Raw genomic sequence first — 19,987 nt, 5'->3', positions numbered from 1 at the left:
TATGAGTATAGAAAACATTATAAATGAAGCTTGGGAAAACAAAGATCAAGTTAATCAAAATTCAGATCAAAAATTAAAAGATACTATTAATCAAGTAATAGAAGATCTAGATAGTGGTAAATCTAGAGTTGCTGAAAAAATTGATGGTGAATGGGTAACTCATCAACACCTAAAAAAAGCAATTATGTTAAGTTTTAGAATTCATGGAATGGAAACTTTAGATGGTCCCTACTCAGCTTGGAGAGATAAAGCTCATTTGTTAAAAGGAAAAACGGCCGGATGGTCAAATGCTGATTTTGAAAAAGCAGGTTTTAGAATGGTACCAAATACTGCAATGAGAAAAGGATCATATGTTGCTAAAAATGTTGTTCTAATGCCAAGTTATGTAAATATTGGTGCTTACATAGATGAAGGAACAATGATGGATACATTTAGTCGTGCAGGTAGTTGCTGTCAGATTGGAAAAAATTGTCATATTTCAGCTGGAACTGGTATTGGTGGAGTTTTAGAGCCAGCACAAGCACTTCCGACTGTTATTGAAGATAATGTTTTTGTAGGTGCTATGTCAGAAGTTGTGGAAGGGGTAATAGTTGGTGAAGGATCAGTATTAAGTATGGGTATGTATATTGGCCAATCAACTAAAATCGTTAATAGAAAAACTGGTGAAGTAACTCACGGTAAAATACCTCCTTACTCAGTTGTTGTCCCTGGATCATTACCAGACAAAAATAATCCTGCCGCACCCTCGTTATATTGTGCAGTAATCATCAAACAAGTTGATGAAAAAACAAGATCTAAAACATCAGTAAACGATCTTTTAAGAGATTAAAATGCAAACCATTAATGAATTACAATTAGCCAAAGAGCTAATTCGTTACCCATCTATAACACCAATAGATGCTGGGGTAATGAAATTCTTAGAAAAAAAATTAAGAAAACTTGGTTTCAAAACTAAAATATTAGAGTTTCATGAAAAAAACACTAAACCAGTAAAAAATCTTTATGCAAGACTTGGAACTAAAGGTCCAAATTTTTGCTACGCTGGTCACTTAGATGTTGTACCTGCTGGAAACTTAAAAGATTGGACAGTAAATCCTTTTAGACCCTCAATTAAAAAAGGACATTTAATTGGAAGAGGAGCAAATGATATGAAAAGCTCTATTGCAGCCTTTGTTTCTGCTGTCAGTATTTTTGTTAAAAATAATAAAAAATTTGATGGATCTATAAGCTTACTAATTACAGGTGATGAAGAAGGAATTGCTATTAACGGTACAAAAAAAGTTGTTGAATACTTAAAAAAAAGAAAAGAGAAAATTAATTTTTGTTTAGTTGGAGAACCAACTAATCCAAATAAATTGGGAGAAATGATTAAAATTGGTCGAAGGGGAAGTATGACTGGCAGACTTTCAATTATAGGTATTCAGGGCCATGTTGCTTATCCTCATAGAGCTAACAATCCATCAACTACTCTTGTTCAAATATTGAAAGAATTGAAGGAAATTAAATTTGATAAAGGAACAAAAGATTTTCAGCCAACAAACCTAGAAGTTACAAAAATAAATATTGATAATACTGCTGATAACGTAATTCCAGGTTTAGCTAATGCAACTTTTAACATTAGGTTTAATAACAAACATTCATCGAATTCAATTAAAACAAAAATAAATAAAATATTGAAGAAAATTTGTAATAAAAATAAGTCAAATTACAAAATTGAATATAGTGTATCTGGTGAAGCTTTTTTAACTAAACCAAATCAAACTACATATATGATACAAGATATAATTAAAAAGATTACTAAAATTAAGCCTGAACTCTCAACAACAGGAGGCACATCTGATGCAAGATTTATTAGAAAAATTGCTCCCTGTTTAGAATTTGGTTTGGTTGGAAAAACAATGCATAAAGTAGATGAGGCAGTTTTTTTAGGTGATTTAAAAAAATTAACTTTAATTTATTCAAATATTTTAAAGAATTATTTTAAGTGAAAACAGCTTTAATTACTTCTGATACATACAAAAATCATAATACAGGAGATGGACATCCTGAAAAAATAGACAGGGTTACAGCTGTTATTGATAACTTTAAAAAATTAGATAACAAAAATTTAATATGGAAAAAGCCTTCAAAATTTGAAAAATCAATATTAATAAAAACTCATTCTTCTGAATATATTGATCATGTCGATCGATCATACCCTCAAAATGGATTTAATTTTTTAGATGGAGATACAGTTGTCTCCCCTGGTAGCAAAGAAGCAACAATGGACGCTGTTGGATCAATTATAACAGCGATTGATGGTGTGGAGGAAAAAGAATTTAAAAATGCTTTTTGCGCAGTAAGACCACCAGGTCATCACGCAGAAAAAGAGAAAGCAATGGGCTTTTGTATTTACAACAATGTTGCAGTTGGAGCTAATTATTTAATTGAAAAATATAGTTATAAAAAAATAGCTATAATTGATTTTGATGTCCATCATGGAAATGGGACACAAGATATTTTTTTCAACAATGAAAAAGTTTTATATATTTCCACTCATCAATTTCCATATTATCCAGGTTCAGGTTCGGAAAAAGAGATTGGAAAATTTAATAATATTTTAAATATTCCACTTGAAGCTGGAACAAGTGCTAGAGAATATTTAAATGCATATGAACTAGTATTAAAAAAATTAAAAGAATTTAAACCAGAATTTCTATTGTTTTCTGCAGGTTTTGATGCACATATTGATGATCCTTTAGCACAATTAAAACTTAATGCTGAAGATTATTATACAATTACAAAAAGAACTTTAGAAATTTCAAAATCATTTTGTAGAGGTAATGTAGTATCTATACTAGAAGGTGGATATGACTTAAAAGCACTACAAGATAGTACTCAAAGACATGTTGATGCTTTAATAGAATTTAATTGATAATTCCAAATAAAAAACTAAATAAAACTCAATGAAATTATATAAAATTAAAAAATCTGATATCGATAAAAAAGGTAGAGGACTTTATGCTACTAAAGATATCAAAGAAGGTACAAAGATAATCGATTACGTTGGTAAACTAATTACAAAAAAACAAACTGAAGAGTCTGATAAATATGACAATAGTAAACCAATCTATTTATTTACTATCAACAAAAAATATGACCTTGATGGAGATTTTCCATGGAATACTGCAGGATTAATTAATCATTCTTGTGACAATAATTGTGATTACGATGGTAAAGGTTTAAAAATTTGGGTTAAAGCTATTAAAGATATCAAAAAAGGTGAAGAATTTACCTGTGATTATGGTTTTGGTTATGATGAAAATTACAAACAATTTCCATGTAAGTGTAAGTCAAAAAATTGTTGTGGGTACATTGTAAGAGCAGAGTCTAGATGGCGAATAAATAAAAAATTTGCCATGAGTAATAAAAAAAATCTAATAAAAAACTCTAGATAAAAACAATCCTGTAGGTGGTGCTGGAGGAGCACACAGTGACCTTTTTTTAGACTTTAGAGCTTTGTCAAATTTTTTTAAATCCCATTTCTTTTCACCTAAATATTTTAAACAACCAACCATAGATCGTACTTGCTGTTGAAGGAAAGATTGAGATTTAAACTGAATTTCTATTTTATCATTTAAAGATTTTAATTTTACAAAATCCATCGTTCTAATTGGACTCTTAGCATTGCAACTTGAAGCCCTAAATGTTGAGAAATCTTTAGTACCAACTAATTTTTTTGCCCCTAATTTCATCAAATCTAAATCTAATTTTTTTCTTACATGCCAAACTTGATTTTTTTCAATCACAGGTGAACTTGTTCTATTTAAAATGAAATATTTATAAACTCTCTTTTTTGCAGAAAATCTTGAATGAAAGTTACTAGTTCTTTTTCTTATTTTAAGAATTGTAATATTTTCATTTTTTAAAAAGTGATTAATTGAGTTAATAAATTTATCTAAGTTCAATAATTTATTTTTTAAATCAAAATGTGCTGACTGCTCGATAGCATGAACACCAGCATCTGTCCTACCCGATCCGACTATAGTAATATTTTCTTTTAATAACTTTCTAATTTTGTCTTGAAGTATTCCTTGAATGGTTTTATTTTTTTTTTGAATTTGCCAACCTTTGTAATTTGTGCCTAAATATTCTATCAAAAGCTGATATCTAAACATTTATATATTTGAACCTTTTTTTATCTGTGAACCTTGAATAAATTCACCAATATTTTGAGGTCTTTTCCCTTGCCTCTGAATTTCCTTAATAATTATCGATTGATTATTACCACAAGCAATTTCAAGATTATCACTCAATACTAACCCTGGAGTTCCTTGAGCTCTTCCAACTTGAGCTTTTAGAATTTTATATCTTTCTCCATTAAACATAAAAAATGCTCCTGGGGATGGATATAAACCGTTTATCTTACCAATAATTTTTTCAGCATTTTCATCCCAGTTAATTTGACCTTCAGTTTTTTGAATTTTAGATGCATAGGTTGCATTCGAATGATCCTGCTCAATAAAATTTGCTTTACCATCTAAAATATCATCTACGTTATCTAAAATTTTTTCTGCTGCTAAGCTAGAAAGCTTTTCACTAATTTCTAACGCATTCAAATTTTCATTAAGTTGGATTTTATAATTATTACAAACTGGTCCTGTATCTAATTTTTCAGCAATTCTCATTATACTTATTCCAGTCTCCTGATCTAAATTCATAATTGACCTTTGAATTGGTGCAGCACCTCTCCATTTAGGCAGTAAAGATGCATGTATATTTATAAAACCTTTTTTAGTTAGGTTTAGAAATTTTTTAGGTATGATTTGTCCATAAGCAACAACTATTGCTAAATCAGCATCTAAAGAATTTAAAAAATTATACTCCTCTTCATTATTTATAACTGGCGGCGTTCTATATTCTAAATTTAAAGTTTCAGAAATACCTTGTATTGGAGACTTATTAATTTTTTGTCCTCTTTTTGATTTTTGAGGTGGCTGTGTATAAACATAAGAAATATTATATCCATTTTGATATAAAGATTTTAAAATTGGTACAGCAAACATGGGCGTACCCATAAACACTAACTTTTTTGACATTTTTTAAACTTCAGCTGTATTTGATTTTAATTTTGAAAGTTTCTTTATGATCATTGATTTTTTTAGTTTTGAGAGATAATCGATGAATAATATCCCTTCCAAATGATCCATTTCATGCTGTATGCATGTTGCAAGTAATCCATCTGCCTTTAGTAACTGTTTCTTTCCATTGTAATCCAAATATTCTACCTCGCATTTACTCGGTCGATCAATTTCAGCAAATTGATTTGGCACAGACAAACACCCTTCTTCATAAGTTGCCTTAAGTGGATCTTTATTTTTTATTACTGGATTTACAAAGTATCTAGGCTCTTTTTTGTTTTCATCCTTGCTTATATCCATCACTATAATTCTTTTTGGTATACCAATCTGAATTGCTGCAAGACCAATACCATTAGCATCATACATTGTATCGAGCATATCATTCATTAATTTTTGCTCTTCACTTCCAACGGCTTCTACAGTTTTTGATACTTGTCGAAGTAATTTGTTTGGTTCTGTAATAATCGTTCTTATCGCCATAAAATTTATATGTTATTATAATTTTTATACTTTTAAAGGAAGAACTTTTAGCAAAAGTTTATTTCTAATTAGGTCAGCATTTATTTGATTTAAGGTATTCGAAATAAAATAAAGTCTTTTTTCATCAATATTTTCTATTTTGTCATTACCTATTATCTCAATTAAAGATAATAAAACTGTTCCAACTTCATTTGCTTCTATCAACTCAGCTAAATTTTCGTCAAATTCAAAAGGTTTTTGTGAATACAAACTTTCATACTCGTTTGGTATTTCTACTCCATCTGATTTCAGACTTTCTATAAAAATTATATCTTTAATGGACAAAGTTTCATTACTAAAAATTATTCTATCAAGAAATTTTTTTAAATCTTCTTGTATTTCAGATTTTGAATAATCTCCTCTAAAATAATTTACCCACTTAGATTGATGTAAAATATTATTGTTGTATTGAATTTTTTTGAACTCTGAATTCTGATTTTTTGAATAGTTATTATAAAAACTTAAATAATCTGAAGGAACATTATTTGCTTCAATTTCCTTCAAAAAGTTATTGAGCTCTTTATCAAAAGCTAAACCAATTTTGTTATCCTCAAATAACTGCTTCAGCAACTGTAAAAATTTCAATTTTAATTCTGGTTCACTCGTTAAAAGTGCTCTTTGATAAATTAACGCTCTAGCTTCTAACGGAGACAGCAACTTGTAAGTATCAGTTGCGCTTAACAATTGATCAATATTAAATTGAAATTTTTTATAATATTCAAATAATTCTTTTTCTGAAAAAATTTTATAATTTGCAGCTTTTTCAATAATTAAGATTTTATCTTGATCATTTATGTCAACATTACTTAGATCTGGTAGTAAATTTGAATTTGATAAATATTTCCAAATTAATTTAGGCGTATTTTCATTGGGTTCAAATGAAAATTCTGGATTTGTTCTATGAGCTAAATGAAACTCAAACACTGAACTTTCAGAGACTTCTTTGGATGCTTCTTCAATATAACCAAACAGGTAATTCATTTTATTTTCAAAATACTCATCTTGAAAACCTAACTCTTTTTTAAGATCTAGAATTAATTGGGCTTCTTCATTTTTTCCATAATTTACTAAACAATATAAATTTAATTTAGATAAATACTCATCTTCAACTGGTTCTTTAATTTTTGTAAAAAATTCACAAGTCTTCTTTATATTTTTATCTGATAAATAGTTATCTAATAAGTGTCTGGTTAGTTTGGGATGAGAATTTACAATTTGATTATTAACCAAAAATTCTTCAATGAGTTCTAAATTAGAATTTTTGATTAGCCAATCAGATTTAAATTTTAAAAATTCATTTTCAGTAATATTTTGATTAGGATAATGAGCGTTAGTTAATAATGAGACTTCCATAATTTCTAATGCATCATTAGAAAGATTAATTTTCTCTAAACTGTTGAATAAATTTTTTAACTTTTGACCATCAGAATTCGTCCACATATCAATAGTCAAACCGTGTTCTGCGGGATCGTATAATCCTACTATTTTGACTTCTTTTGATATTAAATTTTCATCTAATTCTATCGAGCCAGTATTTTTATCTGACTGCATATCAAAAACACTTATTTGATCATTATTATTTTCACCTTCGGTAATAACTGCTTCCTCAACAGTTTCATTTTCTTTTTTTTCAAGATTCCATATATCAATTGGATTATCTTCTGCTTGAATAGGATTTAAAATAATTAGATAGCTTAAAAAAATAAAAAAGAATTTTTTATTTAACAATTTTAAAATTTTCATTAGGAATAATTTTTTCAATTTCCTTTTTAGGAGCAGGAAAATCAATTGAATTGAGAATTAAAACAACGCCAAGAACAATTACTAGTCCAAAAATAGATTTAACAACTAGTCCGATTATACTTTTTTTACCTGAACTTGTATTTTTGTTGAATTGCATATAACTTTAGTTAATTTCAAATTAAGACATATTTGTGTTTTTTCAATATTTAAACTTATGAAATCAAAAAAAAATCTAGTTTTTCTAGGTATGATGGGATCTGGTAAGAGTTCTATAGGCTCTTTAGTAGCAAAAAAATTTAAATTAAATTTTGTAGATGTAGATAAAGAAATAGAGAAAAATTTAAATACAACAATTCGAAAAATATTCGAAACAAAAGGAGAAGAATATTTTAGAAAAATTGAGGAAAAAACTACACTTAAAAAGTTAAAACTTAGTTCTACAGTTGTCTCTCTTGGGGGAGGTGCTTTTGCAAATAAAAATATTAGAAATGAAGTTTTAAAAAATCATTATTCATTTTGGTTAAATTGGAATGAAAAAATTTTAGTTGAAAGAATTAAAAATAGCAAAAAAAGACCTTTAACAATTAATGCTACAGATAATGATTTAATTGATTTAATTAAAAAACGAACTAACATTTATTCTAAAGCCTTATATGAAATCAAATGTGATAATCTTACAAAAAATGAAATAGTAAGCAAAATTAAAGAAATTTATGAAACCAAATAAATTAAAAATTGAAACAAAAACTCAAAAATATCCAATAATAATTGGATCAAATTTAATTACCAACCTATCAAAAATAATTAAAAATAATTCCTTAACATTCAATCAATGTCTTCTTGTAGTTGATAAAAATGTGCCAAAAAAATTTATCACTAAAATAAAAAATTCATTAAAAAAAAAGAAAATACATATATGTTTTTTTAATGCCAGCGAGGCCAATAAAAACTTTAATATTATTAATAAGATCTTAGAAATTTTATTAAATAAAAACTTTTCTAGAGATGACTGTATAATATCAATAGGTGGGGGCATTACAGGTGATGTAAGTGGTTTTGCATCTAGTATTTTTAAAAGAGGTATGAAATTTATAAATATACCAACAACACTTTTATCCCAAGTTGACTCTTCAATTGGTGGTAAAACTGGCATAAATTCACATTATGGAAAAAACCTAATTGGTAGTTTTTATCAACCGAACCTAGTTATATCAGATGTTGATTTTCTTAAATCGTTGCCAAAAAGAGAGATTGTTTGTGGATATGGTGAAGTTTTAAAACATTCTCTGATAAGAGATAAAAATTTCTTTAAATTTTTAAATAAAAATGTGAATAAAATTACCAAACTGAGTTCTCCATTTATTGAAAAAGCAATTTATGAAAGCTGTAAAATTAAAAAAAATGTAGTTGAAAAAGACGAGAAAGAAAAAAATTTAAGAAAAGTTTTAAATTTTGGACATACATTTGGCCATGCTTATGAAGCAAGCTTAAATTACAATAAGAAATTAAATCACGGTGAAGCAGTAATCCTAGGGATAAAGACAGCATTAAGTTTTAGTTTAAATTTAAAAATACTTAAAAAAAGTGATTACAACCTAATTTTAAATCATATCAATAATCTAAATCTATCAATATCTGTTAATAAATTTTTTAAAAAAAAAGATATAAATAAAATATTATTTTTCATGACAAAGGATAAAAAAAATAAATCTCAAAAAATTAATTTAGTACTTTTAAAAAAAATTGGATCTCCACAAATTAATATTGAATATCCAAAACAAAGACTGAAAAAATTTTTTAATGATTACTTAAGATAATTGAATTTGAATTGAGTGAATAGTTTCTTTCAACTCTTTATCTAATACTTTGTAAATTTTTTTATTGCTTTCAATTCTGTTCATATTTTTTAACTCATCAGAAACTATACTTAATTTTAAATGATATTTGCCTTCCTGATTACCTTTGTGATTTTTATGAAGAAAAGATTTATCTTCTATATCTATACTTTGAATATTTATTTGATCTGATAATTTTTTTTTTATAATTGCAATTAATTCATTTATATCCATATAGTAAATATTATATCATGAAAAATATTTGTGACTGGAATAATTGTAATGAAATTGGTGAATACAGAGCGCCAATTGAGAAGGATAATAGCAGGAAATATAGAATGCTTTGTCTGGAACATGTTAAAGAATTTAACAAAAACTGGAATTATTTTTCAGGGATGAGCGATAATCAAGTAATCAATTTTTTAAAGTCAGATATGACTTGGCATAAACCCACTCAAAATTTTAGTTCTTCTGATAATTTTTTTAAAGTCCTATGGAACACAACATTAAAAGATGAATTTGATAAAGATAAATTCAATGGAGACTATAATCATATGCGTCAATTTAAATTCGATCACAAAGATATTAAAGCATTTGGAATATTGGGAATATCTGTGGGTTTAAAATGGCAAAAAATACAAGAAAAATTCAAAGTGCTTGTTAAAAAATTTCACCCTGATATGAATGCCGGAAATAAAAAATACGAGGAAAAATTAAAACTGATCACTTTAGCTTACACACAGCTAAAAAACACTTATAGGGAAAAAATTGACTCCAAATCTTAACATTCAACCTGACATAAAAGTTTCTTTAAAACAATCTTTTGGAATAGATTCTGAAATGGAAGTAGATGCGTTTTCAAAAAAAAGTGAATATGTGCCTGAAATAGATAAAAACTATAAATTTGATAGAGATACTACACTTGCAATCATTTCAGGATTTGCGTTCAATAAAAGAGTATTAGTACAAGGATATCATGGTACTGGAAAATCAACACACATAGAGCAAATAGCTGCAAGATTAAACTGGCCTTGTATTCGAGTAAATTTAGACAGTCATGTTAGTCGAATAGATTTAATAGGTAAGGATGCAATTGTCCTAAAAGATGGAAAACAAGTCACACAGTTTAATGAGGGTATTCTACCATGGTCAATTCAAAATCCAGTTGCTTTAGTATTTGATGAGTATGACGCTGGAAGACCTGATGTTATGTTCGTTATTCAAAGAGTTTTAGAGGCTGAAGGAAATTTCACACTACTAGATAAAAACAAAGTAATAAGTCAAAATAAGTATTTCAGATTGTTTGCTACATCTAATACAGTTGGGCTTGGTGATACTACTGGACTTTATCACGGAACACAGCAAATTAACCAAGGTCAAATGGATAGATGGAATATTGTAACAACATTAAACTATCTAAGCCTAGATAGAGAAATGGATATAGTTTTATCAAAGAATAAAAATTTAAATAATGCTAAGGGAAAAGAAAAAGTTGCTAATATGATTAAAGTAGCATCCTTAACTAGAAAAGGTTTTATTGCTGGAGATATATCTACTGTAATGAGTCCAAGAACAGTCCTTCATTGGGCTGAAAATTCTGAAATTTTTAAGGATACTGGATATGCATTTAGAGTAACCTTTTTAAATAAGTGCGATGATATTGAGAAAAATACAATCGCGGAATATTATCAAAGATGTTTTGGTGAAGAATTGCCTGAGTCTTTGATCAATATTCAAATTTAAATGAGCAATAAAGAAACAAATTTAAAAGAAAAATTTAGAATTGCTTTATCTTCAACAGCAAAAGTAATCGCAGACGATATTGATATAAACAACAAATCTTCTGAAGATAAAAAAACGAGAGATATTTCATCTTTTGAAATAAATGATCTAACCAGTCCAAGTGATTTTATAAAATTAAGGGCTGAAACAGACTCTACAGCACTTAAAAAAAGGTTTTCTAATGAAAAAATTTACAAAAAAAATTTACCTTCAAACACTTCATCTAGATCTTTATATAATATAGCTGAAAAGATTAGATATGAAGCCCTAGGAGGCAAAATGTTAAAAGGTATTCAAAAAAATTTTTCTGAAAACTATTCACAAATAGTTAATCGTAAAAGAAAAGATCAGCTTAAAACAAAAGAAGACGTTCCTGTTGCTGAAGCATTTGAGCTATATATGCTTAAAAATTTTCATAATATAGACCTAAATCCTTTAACTTCTAGAATGCTTAATTTCTGGGAAAAAGATTTTGAGCAATCAATTAAGAAGCATAAAGAGTTTTTGTTAAATAATTTAGAAAATCAAAACACATACAGTTCTAAATTTTCTGAAATACTTGAAGAAATGGATATTTTTCAAAGCGATGAGGAAGACCAAGAAGAGGAAGAAAATCAAGATCAAGGTCAAGACAATCCCTCAAATGATGACCAAAATAAAGATAATGAAGATAGCAAAGATGAAAATGATGAACAGCAAACAGAGGCATCTGTTGATTCCGATTATAGTATAGACGAGTTTAATTTGGATGAGCAATTATCTGATGTTGAGTCTGATGAGCAAAACTCTGAGCAAGTAATTCAAAAAAAAATTGATAATGCGAATATAGATTATAAAATATTTACTACACAATACGACGAAGTGGTTAAAGCTGAAAATCTAGAAAATGCAGATGAAGCTACTAAACTTAGGAAAAATTTAGATCAGCAGTTAATTGGTTTCCAAGATGTAATTACCAAGTTAGCTAATAAACTTCAAAGACAATTACTAGCGAAACAAAATAGAGCTTGGGAATTTGATTTAGAAGAAGGCTTACTTGATAGTTCAAAGTTACCAAGAATAATAATGGATCCATATAACTCTTTGTCATTTAAAAAAGAAAAGGATTTAGATTTTAAAGATACAGTTGTAACTTTACTTATTGATAATTCTGGTTCTATGAGAGGAAGACCAATAACAATTGCTGCTATTTGTGCAGATATTTTGTCAAGGACACTCGAAAGATGTTCGGTCAAAGTAGAGATTTTAGGATTTACTACAAAAAACTGGAAAGGTGGACAGAGTAGAGAATTTTGGACTAAAAATTCAAAACCAAAAACACCTGGAAGACTTAACGATCTAAGACATATAATTTATAAAGGTGCGGATACACATTGGAGACAAGCAAAAAATAATTTAGGCATGATGTTAAAAGAGGGTTTGTTAAAAGAAAATATTGATGGCGAAGCTATATCTTGGGCATACAACCGTATTAAAAAAAGAAAAGAAGAAAGAAAAATTTTAATGGTAATTTCTGATGGAGCTCCAGTTGATGACTCAACACTTTCAGTAAATTCAGGAGATTTTTTAGAAAAACATTTGAAGAAGATGGTCAAATTTATTGAGAATAAATCTGATATTGAAATTTTAGCGATTGGTATTGGACATGATGTTTCAAGATATTACAACAGAGCTATAAAAATTACTGATGTAAATGAGTTAGGAGATGTAATGATATCTCAACTTAGCTCTTTGTTCGAAACAAAGAAAAAATTTCATTAAATATTAAATAAATCTGTATTTCTCCATTTAATTATTACTTCTGCGCCAGATCTTGTTTTAGAGTTTCTACATATAACAGAAGCAAAATTTTTTTCTAACAGTGTTTTTCCTATAAACAAACCTAAACCTAGTCCTGTTTTTGATTTATCTTGAGGATTATTTGATTTTAAATATGGCTCTCCTATTTTTGATAAAATATCTTTTGGATAACCTGGACCATCATCCTCAATACTTATTTCGGTAAATTCACTATCACTCTTTAAATTTATGAAAATATTTTCATCAGAAAATTTATTAGCATTACCTATAAAATTTCTTAGTCCATAAACAATTTCTATAGATTTAACTATTTTTTTCGAATTAGAGTCTTGATCAAAATTAAAAATAAACTTCTTTGTACTTATCTCTTTAAATGAATTTATAATTTCATTTAGGTAATCTCTAATTGTAATATCTATATCAATAAACTCATCCTCTTCGTCTGGATTTAAAGTTAATTTTTTTAATATTTCATTACATCTTTCAACCTGACTAGATAATAAATTAATATCTTTTTCTACGTCTTTATTGCCTTCAAATTGTTTTAGTAATTCTTGAGTAATTATTTTTATGGTTGAAAGAGGTGTTCCTAATGAATGAGCAGCTGCTGCCGCTTGACCACCCAAGGACAATAGTTCATGTTCTTTGGCCATTACTTCTTCCATTTTCGTAAGAGCTTCTTTTCTTAACCTAGATTGAGTTCCAAATGTCATCGCAAAATAATTTAAAAAAACAAGAGCAATAATCAAAGCAATCGGGATAGAGTAATAATAATAAGGGCTTACATGAAAATGATCTCCAAGTGGAGAAGGTAATTCTGTTGAATAAAAAGTTAACAATATAATTGATAAAGCTGTTAACAACACAAGCATAGTATTTGTTCTAAAACTTAAATTAGATGATGAAAATACACTTGGAATAATTATAAAGATAACAAATGGATTAAGAATTCCACCTGACAAGTAAAGCAAAATAGCTAATTGCAAAATATCAATAACTAAAAAAATGAAAGCTGATCTGTCGGATAATTGAGTTTTTTTATAAATAAAAATTAAGTAAAAATTACTTATAACTCCAATGATTATAATTAGATTAGAGGTTATAAAGTCAAATTTAAAATCTAATACAAAGTATACAAAATTAACTGCAATTAGCTGTCCAATTATACCAATCCATCTTAAGGTAATATAAATAGATTTTTTGAATGAGTGGTGTTTTGAAGTTTCAAAAAACTTCATTTTTAAATATCAAGATTTTTTACATTGATAGCATTTGAGACTATGAAATCTTTTCTTAACGCAACATCACTTCCCATTAGTGTATGGATAAGACTTTGATCTTTTTTAAGATCTTTAGAGTACTGCACTTGAAGCAAATTTCTAGTTTCAGGATCTAAAGTTGTATTCCACAACTCTTCTGGATTCATTTCACCAAGACCCTTAAACCTTTGTATATTCATTTTTGATTTTTCTAAATCTAATGCATTTGAATAGTCTTTTGAGCCTCTTTTCAATTTCTTTAATTCCTTGTTATTATTTACGATATAATCCTCTAATTCTTTTTCATCTTTAATATAAATCCCTTTTGAACCTTTATTAATTTTAAACAATGGTGGTTGGGCTAAATAAACATGTCCATTTTCAATTAATTTATTAAATGGTTTGTTATTAAAAAAAGTTAACAACAATGCTCTTATGTGAGAACCATCAACATCAGCATCGGTCATTATAATTATTTTACCGTATCTTAGATCTTTTAAATCTATTTCCTGAGATTTAGGATCAAGTCCCAGTGCATTAATTAATGTTACTATCTCATTTGAAGATATCATTTTTGCAAGAGCTTTTGTTCTTAGATCTGAACCATTACCATTGCCATTGCCATTTTTTTTTAAATTTATGTCCTCTACATAAGTGTTTAAAATTTTACCTCTTAAAGGCAAAACCGCTTGATTTGCTCTGTTTCTTCCTTGTTTAGCAGAACCACCTGCTGAGTCTCCTTCAACTATAAACAATTCCGTACCTTCTTGTTTTCCTATCTGACAATCAGCTAATTTTCCTGGTAATCCACTTAACTCAAGGGCTCCTTTTCTTCTTACATTTTCTCTCGCTTTTCTTGCAACATCTCTAGCCATAGCTGCTTGAATAACTTTAGCCAAAACTATTTTGGCAATTGATGGATTTTGATCAAACCAAATTGATAATTTTTCATTTACCAAAGTTTCAACAATCATTCTTACCTCAGACGAAACTAGCTTATCTTTGGTTTGTGAAGAAAACTTAGGATCAGGGATTTTAGTTGAAAGCACACACGTTAAGCCCTCTTTAATATCATCTCCTGAAATAGCTAATTTATTCTTTTTTAATAAATTATTTTCATTGGCATATTTATTTACGACTCTTGTAAGAGCACTTCTAAAACCTAATAAATGTGTTCCACCATCTTTTTGATAAATATTATTGGTGTATGGAAATATATCTTCTGTATAACCAGCATTCCATTTTAATGAACACTCTATTTCAATGTTATTTTTTTTGCCTTCAATGTAAATTGGTTTTCGAAATAAATCATTACCATTTTTATTTTGTAGTTTTTCTCTTTTCTCATCTAAAAAATCTACAAACTCTAAAACACCACCATCATATTTAAATTCAGATATTTTTTCTTTTTTTTGACTAGCATCAGTAAAAATTATTTTAATACCTTTGTTTAAGAAAGCTAACTCTCTCATTCTTTTAATTAAAACATTTGCACTAAATTTAATTGATGAGAATATATCTTTTGAAGGTAAGAATGTTATTTGAGTACCTGTATTTTTAGATTTGCCAACTACCTTTAGAGGTGATTTTGCTTCACCATTTTTAAACTCTATAAAATGTTTTTTTCCATCTCTATTAATTTCTAATTCTAATTTTTCTGACAATGCATTAACAACTGAAACACCAACTCCATGTAGTCCACCAGAAACTTTATATGAGTCATGATCAAACTTACCTCCAGCATGAAGTTGAGTCATAATTACCTCAGCTGCAGATTTTTTTTCCCCTTTGTGCAGGTCAACAGGAATACCTCTTCCATCATCATTCACAGTAATTGTTCCATCAGGGTTAATTTTTACATTAATATTTTTACAATGACCCGCTAATGCCTCGTCTATAGAATTATCTACAACTTCATAAACCATATGATGCAAACCAGTACCATCGTCGGTATCTCCTATGTACATCCCCGGTCTTTTTCTAACAGCTTCTAAACCTTTTAGAACTTTAATAGAGTCTGCTTGATAAGTATTTGTTTTTGTCATTTTAAAATAATGGAGAGATAAATTTATATCATTTTTTAATAAATTTATTAGTTTTAAATTTCTTAAATCTAAAACGATATTTAAAAAAAGTGTTTAATATCAACACTTTTTTAAGATTATATACAATTTTTCAAAAGCGTCAGCTAACTTCAAGATTGTTTATTATTATATCAGTTACATGTTCTGCTTTTATAGTTTTAACTTCACTATTGTCTGAGGCAAAATTATCTCCACATCTTTTTATACCAATTTCTCTACTTGAGTTATAAATATGACTTTTTATTTTAATCATTGACCCATACTGAGGTAAAGTTGCGTCAGTTGCACCTATAATACAAAATGTTTTTTTCTGCAAAGCTCCAGCAACACATGATGGTCCAGAGTCAATTCCAACAAAATATTCACATAAACTAATTATATTTATAATTTCTTTTCTATTATATTTTTTACAATCTAAAAATAAATTTGGATTTTTGGAATTATTAATTAAATTTTGAAAATAATTCTCGTAATTTTGTGAATTTATAACAAAAAAAGTGTTGCCTAATTTTTTTTCATATAACTGATCAGCCACCATAGAAAAATTTTTCATTGGCCAAATTCTGTTCTTTTCTGTGGAGTCAACTGCTAAGCATACCCAAGGTTTAGGAAATTTTTTAAATTCATTTAAAAGCGATAAATTTTCAAAATTTTTCAAACTTAAGAATCTATCATTAAAATTTACATTTATATTTAATTTATTTAAAAACTTTTTCGATTGTTCCGTATAGTTATACCTCAGATCTTCTTTTTTTAATAATACTTCATTATTAACAAAATATTTTTGTGAACCAATTCCAAACCCATATATTTTAGAAATTCTAGCTAATTTACATGCAATTGCAGTTCCTTTTGTTTTTTCTAAAATAAAAGCTTTATCAAAATTTTTTTTTTTAAGTTCATTTGAAAGATTTAACAGATCTTTAAAAAAGTATCTCCCTCTTCTAAAATAACTTTCAAACACCTCATCAATATAACTCTGTTCTTTTAAAATACTTTTAATATTTATGTGTTGATTGACACAAACAGAAACTTTTGTTTTATAATTTTCTGAAATTGCTTTAATAAATGGTAGGTGTAAAAATAGATCTCCAAGTTTTGGGGAGCTATATAAAATACAAATTTTCATAGCCTAAATATAATCTTTTTTTTTTATTTTGCTTTTAATAAATTAGTATTTTTTGGTGGCGGAGAGAGTGGGATTCGAACCCACGATAGAAATTTCTATACACGCTTTCCAAGCGTGCGCCTTAAACCACTCGGCCACCTCTCCTTTTAATAATTTTAAATATTATATTTTATTTAAGAATTAATAATCATATAATAGTTTATGCTTAAGAAAATTTTTAATTATTATGGCTATTCTTTTAGCAAAATTAAAAAATCTAATTTAATAAATGACATTATAAAACTGAGATTATTTAAAAACAAATGTGATACTTTAATAGATGTGGGTGCCAATTATGGAGAGTTTTCCTATGAATTATTAAATAATTTCAAAGAAGTTTTTTTAATTGAACCAAATCCGTATCTTATAAAGAAATTGGAAGATAAATTTAAAAATAGAAAAGAAGTAAAAATTTACAATTTTGGAATAAATAATAAAAATTCCACAAAAAAATTTTATATTTCAGCTGATACTGGATCTACATTAAGTTCTATCAAAAAGCAAAACAAGATACTTAAAGAGAATTTGAAGAAAACAAATATTGTATCAACTCAAAATATTAATTTTTTAAGGTTAGATGATTTTATCAAAAAAAATTTAAGACAACAAAGTTCCATTTTTCTTAAAACCGATACTCAAGGTAATGATCTAGAAGTTTTAAAAAGTTTAGGAAAATATTTAAATAAAATTAAATATATTAAATCTGAAATGTCTGTAATTCCACTTTATCAAAATCAAAGTAGTCATTGGAAAATTTTACAATTTATGAAAGAAAATAATTTCGAACCAATTTTTTTTGAAAATGGTCTAAGAACAAAAGATGGAAAAATGATAGAATACGATATATTTTTTGAAAAAAAAAATTAGTTTTTACTTTTTATTTTTAATACTCCAATAAATGCTTCCTGAGGAATTTCAACTCTTCCAAATTGCTTTGATCTTGCTTTTCCCTTTTTTTGCTTTTCAAGTAGTTTTCTTTTACGATCTGTAGCTCCACCACCATGAATTTTAGTTAATACATCTTTTTTAAAACCTTTAATTGTTTCTCTTGCAATTATTTTTCCTCCTATAGCAGCTTGAACTGGTATCATAAAATTATGTCTAGGTATTAAATCTTTTAATTTTCCACAAACTTCTCTACCGGTTTTTTGAGCAAAATCTTTATGTATCATCATAGCTAATGCATCCACAGGTTCACTATTTACTAAAATACCAAGTTTAACTAATTCTCCCTCTCGGTGTTCGATAATTTCATAATCGAAACTAGCGTATCCACTAGTCATTGATTTCAAACTATCGTTAAAATCAAATACAACTTCATTCAAAGGAAGCTCATAATTTACAACTGCTCTATTTCCAGAATAACTGAGATTAGTTTGTATTCCTCTTTTATCCTGGCACATTTTAATTATTGAACCTAAATATTGGTCTGGGGTAATAATAGTGGCTTTTATCCAAGGTTCTTCTATATATTTTATTAAAGTAGGATCTGGTAAGCTTGATGGATTTTGTAAATCCATGATTTCTCCGTTATTTAAATTAACTTTGTAAACAACTCCGGGAGTTGTTGTTAACAAATTTACATCAAATTCTCTTTCAAGTCTTTCTGTTACAATTTCTAAATGAAGTAAACCTAAAAACCCACATCTAAATCCTAAACCTAAAGCAGAAGACGATTCTGGTTCATAAGAAAAGCTTGCATCATTTAATTGTAACTTTGCCAAACCATCTTTTAATTTTTGAAACTCTGAACTATCTACAGGGAATAATCCACAAAATACTACAGGTTTACTTGGTTTAAAACCTGGTAATGCTTCTTTTAATGGGTTTACTGCATCACAAATAGTATCACCAACCTTTGTTTCTGATAATACTTTTATACCAGTAGTAATAAAACCAATTTCCCCTGTTTTTAACTCATCAATATCAACTGGCTTTGGTGTAAAAACACCAACTTTTTCAACAATATATTCTTGATTGGTGGACATCATTTTAATCTTCATGTGTTTTGATAGTTTACCATCAATCACTCTAACCAATATAACAACACCTAAATAGGTATCGTACCAACTGTCTACTAATAAACATTTTAAATCTGACGTACTTTCTCCTTTTGGAGCCGGTAAATTAGTTATTATTTGCTCTAAAATATCTTCTATTCCCTCTCCAGTTTTTCCTGAGCAAGGAATGGCATTTTCAGTATCTATACCAATAACTTCTTCAATTTGCTTTTTTGTTCTATCTAAATCAGACGCTGGTAAATCTACTTTATTTAATACGGGAACAATTTCATGATTTGAATCCAATGCTTGATAAACGTTTGCTAAAGTTTGGGCTTCAACTCCTTGTGTACTATCCACAATCAAAATTGATCCTTCACATGCATATAATGATCTACTTACCTCATAGCTAAAATCTACATGGCCCGGGGTATCTATAATATTTAAAATATATTCTTTTCCGTCTTTAGCTTTATAATTTAGCTTTACTGTTTGAGCCTTTATTGTGATACCTCTCTCTCGCTCAATATCCATTGAGTCTAAAACTTGGGCTTTCATCTCTCTTTCAGTCAAGCCACCACAACTATGAATTATTCTATCTGCAATAGTTGATTTTCCATGATCAATATGTGCAATGATTGCAAAATTTCTTATATTATCGATTGAACTCATTGGCT

At 27.8% G+C, this 19,987-nt stretch carries 20 protein-coding genes and 1 tRNA gene; 10 read left to right on the top strand and 11 right to left on the bottom strand.

Annotation, left to right across the window (positions count from 1 at the left end; translation table 11 throughout):
* Position 1 precedes the first annotated feature (1 nt).
* From dapD to ACTTAO_RS04035, 4 genes are read left to right on the top strand one after another with little or no spacing between them, the layout of a single operon-like run.
* Complete coding sequence (dapD, locus tag ACTTAO_RS04050) at positions 2-829, top strand: 2,3,4,5-tetrahydropyridine-2,6-dicarboxylate N-succinyltransferase (RefSeq protein ID WP_440690986.1); 828 nt, start codon at positions 2-4, stop codon at positions 827-829.
* 1 nt (position 830) lies between these two features.
* Positions 831-1,988 (top strand): succinyl-diaminopimelate desuccinylase, encoded by a 1,158-nt coding sequence (gene dapE, locus ACTTAO_RS04045; protein ID WP_440690985.1) that lies wholly within the window; start codon positions 831-833, stop codon positions 1,986-1,988.
* A complete protein-coding gene (locus tag ACTTAO_RS04040; RefSeq protein ID WP_440690984.1) occupies positions 1,985-2,914 on the top strand; it encodes a histone deacetylase family protein in 930 nt (309 codons plus the stop codon). Before dapE ends, ACTTAO_RS04040 begins: the two co-directional genes overlap by 4 nt.
* Before the next feature lie 31 nt (positions 2,915-2,945).
* Entirely contained in the window at positions 2,946-3,437 is a 492-nt protein-coding gene (locus ACTTAO_RS04035; RefSeq protein ID WP_440690983.1) for an SET domain-containing protein, read from the top strand.
* Here ACTTAO_RS04035 and truA read toward each other — a convergent pair.
* Genes truA through ACTTAO_RS04010 form a run of 5 tightly spaced genes read right to left on the bottom strand, consistent with a single transcriptional unit; the run spans position 3,417 to position 7,539 of the window.
* Positions 3,417-4,157, bottom strand: a complete 741-nt coding sequence (gene truA, locus ACTTAO_RS04030) for a tRNA pseudouridine(38-40) synthase TruA (RefSeq protein ID WP_440690982.1) — start codon at positions 4,155-4,157, stop codon at positions 3,417-3,419. The two genes, ACTTAO_RS04035 and truA, sit on opposite strands and share 21 nt — an antisense overlap.
* Entirely contained in the window at positions 4,158-5,078 is a 921-nt protein-coding gene (gene fmt / locus ACTTAO_RS04025; protein WP_440690981.1) for a methionyl-tRNA formyltransferase, read from the bottom strand.
* A gap of 3 nt (positions 5,079-5,081) precedes the next feature.
* Positions 5,082-5,600, bottom strand: a complete 519-nt coding sequence (gene def, locus ACTTAO_RS04020) for a peptide deformylase (protein ID WP_440690980.1) — start codon at positions 5,598-5,600, stop codon at positions 5,082-5,084.
* A 24-nt stretch (positions 5,601-5,624) separates the two neighbouring features.
* Positions 5,625-7,382 (bottom strand): hypothetical protein, encoded by a 1,758-nt coding sequence (locus ACTTAO_RS04015; RefSeq protein WP_440690979.1) that lies wholly within the window; start codon positions 7,380-7,382, stop codon positions 5,625-5,627.
* The gene (locus tag ACTTAO_RS04010; protein WP_075505937.1) at positions 7,357-7,539 is read right to left on the bottom strand and encodes a hypothetical protein; all 183 of its coding nucleotides are present in this window, start codon (positions 7,537-7,539) and stop codon (positions 7,357-7,359) included. The genes ACTTAO_RS04015 and ACTTAO_RS04010 overlap by 26 nt, the downstream gene beginning before the upstream one ends.
* A 57-nt stretch (positions 7,540-7,596) precedes the next feature.
* Here ACTTAO_RS04010 and ACTTAO_RS04005 point away from each other — a divergent pair, with 57 nt between their 5' ends.
* Both ACTTAO_RS04005 and aroB read left to right on the top strand, forming a co-directional pair.
* Complete coding sequence (locus ACTTAO_RS04005) at positions 7,597-8,109, top strand: shikimate kinase (RefSeq protein WP_440690978.1); 513 nt, start codon at positions 7,597-7,599, stop codon at positions 8,107-8,109.
* A complete protein-coding gene (aroB, locus tag ACTTAO_RS04000) occupies positions 8,096-9,199 on the top strand; it encodes a 3-dehydroquinate synthase (protein ID WP_440690977.1) in 1,104 nt (367 codons plus the stop codon). The genes ACTTAO_RS04005 and aroB overlap by 14 nt, the downstream gene beginning before the upstream one ends.
* Here aroB and ACTTAO_RS03995 read toward each other — a convergent pair.
* The gene (locus tag ACTTAO_RS03995) at positions 9,191-9,451 is read right to left on the bottom strand and encodes a BolA family protein (RefSeq protein WP_440650634.1); all 261 of its coding nucleotides are present in this window, start codon (positions 9,449-9,451) and stop codon (positions 9,191-9,193) included. The genes aroB and ACTTAO_RS03995 overlap by 9 nt on opposite strands.
* Before the next feature lie 17 nt (positions 9,452-9,468).
* Between ACTTAO_RS03995 and ACTTAO_RS03990 the strand changes: the two genes are divergently transcribed.
* From ACTTAO_RS03990 to ACTTAO_RS03980, 3 genes are read left to right on the top strand one after another with little or no spacing between them, the layout of a single operon-like run.
* Positions 9,469-10,002: a J domain-containing protein gene (locus ACTTAO_RS03990; protein WP_428079254.1), complete on the top strand. Its 534-nt coding sequence runs from the start codon at positions 9,469-9,471 to the stop codon at positions 10,000-10,002.
* Positions 9,986-10,960, top strand: a complete 975-nt coding sequence (gene cobS / locus ACTTAO_RS03985) for a cobaltochelatase subunit CobS (protein WP_262590123.1) — start codon at positions 9,986-9,988, stop codon at positions 10,958-10,960. The genes ACTTAO_RS03990 and cobS overlap by 17 nt, the downstream gene beginning before the upstream one ends.
* Positions 10,961-12,760: a cobaltochelatase CobT-related protein gene (locus ACTTAO_RS03980; protein ID WP_440690976.1), complete on the top strand. Its 1,800-nt coding sequence runs from the start codon at positions 10,961-10,963 to the stop codon at positions 12,758-12,760.
* Here the strand turns inward: ACTTAO_RS03980 and ACTTAO_RS03975 are convergent.
* The 4 genes from ACTTAO_RS03975 to ACTTAO_RS03960 all read right to left on the bottom strand — a co-directional run bounded on the left by ACTTAO_RS03975 (position 12,757) and on the right by ACTTAO_RS03960 (position 17,415).
* Complete coding sequence (locus ACTTAO_RS03975) at positions 12,757-14,037, bottom strand: ActS/PrrB/RegB family redox-sensitive histidine kinase (RefSeq protein ID WP_440690975.1); 1,281 nt, start codon at positions 14,035-14,037, stop codon at positions 12,757-12,759. The two genes, ACTTAO_RS03980 and ACTTAO_RS03975, sit on opposite strands and share 4 nt — an antisense overlap.
* Positions 14,038-14,039: 2 nt before the next feature.
* A complete protein-coding gene (locus ACTTAO_RS03970) occupies positions 14,040-16,103 on the bottom strand; it encodes a DNA gyrase subunit B (protein WP_440690974.1) in 2,064 nt (687 codons plus the stop codon).
* A 139-nt stretch (positions 16,104-16,242) separates the two neighbouring features.
* Entirely contained in the window at positions 16,243-17,271 is a 1,029-nt protein-coding gene (locus ACTTAO_RS03965) for a glycosyltransferase family 9 protein (RefSeq protein WP_440690973.1), read from the bottom strand.
* Between the two features lie 56 nt (positions 17,272-17,327).
* Positions 17,328-17,415: transfer RNA gene (locus tag ACTTAO_RS03960), tRNA-Ser, on the bottom strand.
* 57 nt (positions 17,416-17,472) lie between these two features.
* Between ACTTAO_RS03960 and ACTTAO_RS03955 the strand changes: the two genes are divergently transcribed.
* Positions 17,473-18,177 (top strand): FkbM family methyltransferase, encoded by a 705-nt coding sequence (locus ACTTAO_RS03955; RefSeq protein WP_440690972.1) that lies wholly within the window; start codon positions 17,473-17,475, stop codon positions 18,175-18,177.
* On the opposite strand, the gene lepA is transcribed toward ACTTAO_RS03955, so the two are convergent.
* Entirely contained in the window at positions 18,174-19,982 is a 1,809-nt protein-coding gene (lepA, locus tag ACTTAO_RS03950) for a translation elongation factor 4 (protein WP_440690971.1), read from the bottom strand. The genes ACTTAO_RS03955 and lepA overlap by 4 nt on opposite strands.
* Positions 19,983-19,987: the final 5 nt, after the last annotated feature.

Source organism: Candidatus Pelagibacter sp. HIMB1782, assembly GCF_052047475.1.
Taxonomy (GTDB): Bacteria; Pseudomonadota; Alphaproteobacteria; order Pelagibacterales; family Pelagibacteraceae; genus Pelagibacter.
The sequence above is the reverse complement of the archived record's forward strand: the minus strand, read 5'-3'. Positions and strand labels throughout refer to the sequence as shown.

Bases quoted from the DNA above. Each gene is read 5' to 3' on its own strand.
- ACTTAO_RS04015 (WP_440690979.1), bottom strand. From the start codon at position 7,382: ATGAAAATTTTAAAATTGTTAAATAAAAAATTCTTTTTTATTTTTTTA.
- dapD (WP_440690986.1), top strand. From the start codon at position 2: ATGAGTATAGAAAACATTATAAATGAAGCTTGGGAAAACAAAGATCAA.
- truA (WP_440690982.1), bottom strand. From the start codon at position 4,157: ATGTTTAGATATCAGCTTTTGATAGAATATTTAGGCACAAATTACAAA.
- dapE (WP_440690985.1), top strand. From the start codon at position 831: ATGCAAACCATTAATGAATTACAATTAGCCAAAGAGCTAATTCGTTAC.
- lepA (WP_440690971.1), bottom strand. From the start codon at position 19,982: ATGAGTTCAATCGATAATATAAGAAATTTTGCAATCATTGCACATATT.
- ACTTAO_RS03990 (WP_428079254.1), top strand. From the start codon at position 9,469: ATGAAAAATATTTGTGACTGGAATAATTGTAATGAAATTGGTGAATAC.
- ACTTAO_RS04010 (WP_075505937.1), bottom strand. From the start codon at position 7,539: ATGCAATTCAACAAAAATACAAGTTCAGGTAAAAAAAGTATAATCGGA.
- ACTTAO_RS03970 (WP_440690974.1), bottom strand. From the start codon at position 16,103: ATGACAAAAACAAATACTTATCAAGCAGACTCTATTAAAGTTCTAAAA.
- ACTTAO_RS03955 (WP_440690972.1), top strand. From the start codon at position 17,473: ATGCTTAAGAAAATTTTTAATTATTATGGCTATTCTTTTAGCAAAATT.
- ACTTAO_RS03975 (WP_440690975.1), bottom strand. From the start codon at position 14,037: ATGAAGTTTTTTGAAACTTCAAAACACCACTCATTCAAAAAATCTATT.
- ACTTAO_RS03995 (WP_440650634.1), bottom strand. From the start codon at position 9,451: ATGGATATAAATGAATTAATTGCAATTATAAAAAAAAAATTATCAGAT.
- ACTTAO_RS03980 (WP_440690976.1), top strand. From the start codon at position 10,961: ATGAGCAATAAAGAAACAAATTTAAAAGAAAAATTTAGAATTGCTTTA.
- def (WP_440690980.1), bottom strand. From the start codon at position 5,600: ATGGCGATAAGAACGATTATTACAGAACCAAACAAATTACTTCGACAA.
- fmt (WP_440690981.1), bottom strand. From the start codon at position 5,078: ATGTCAAAAAAGTTAGTGTTTATGGGTACGCCCATGTTTGCTGTACCA.
- aroB (WP_440690977.1), top strand. From the start codon at position 8,096: ATGAAACCAAATAAATTAAAAATTGAAACAAAAACTCAAAAATATCCA.
- ACTTAO_RS04005 (WP_440690978.1), top strand. From the start codon at position 7,597: ATGAAATCAAAAAAAAATCTAGTTTTTCTAGGTATGATGGGATCTGGT.
- ACTTAO_RS03965 (WP_440690973.1), bottom strand. From the start codon at position 17,271: ATGAAAATTTGTATTTTATATAGCTCCCCAAAACTTGGAGATCTATTT.
- ACTTAO_RS04035 (WP_440690983.1), top strand. From the start codon at position 2,946: ATGAAATTATATAAAATTAAAAAATCTGATATCGATAAAAAAGGTAGA.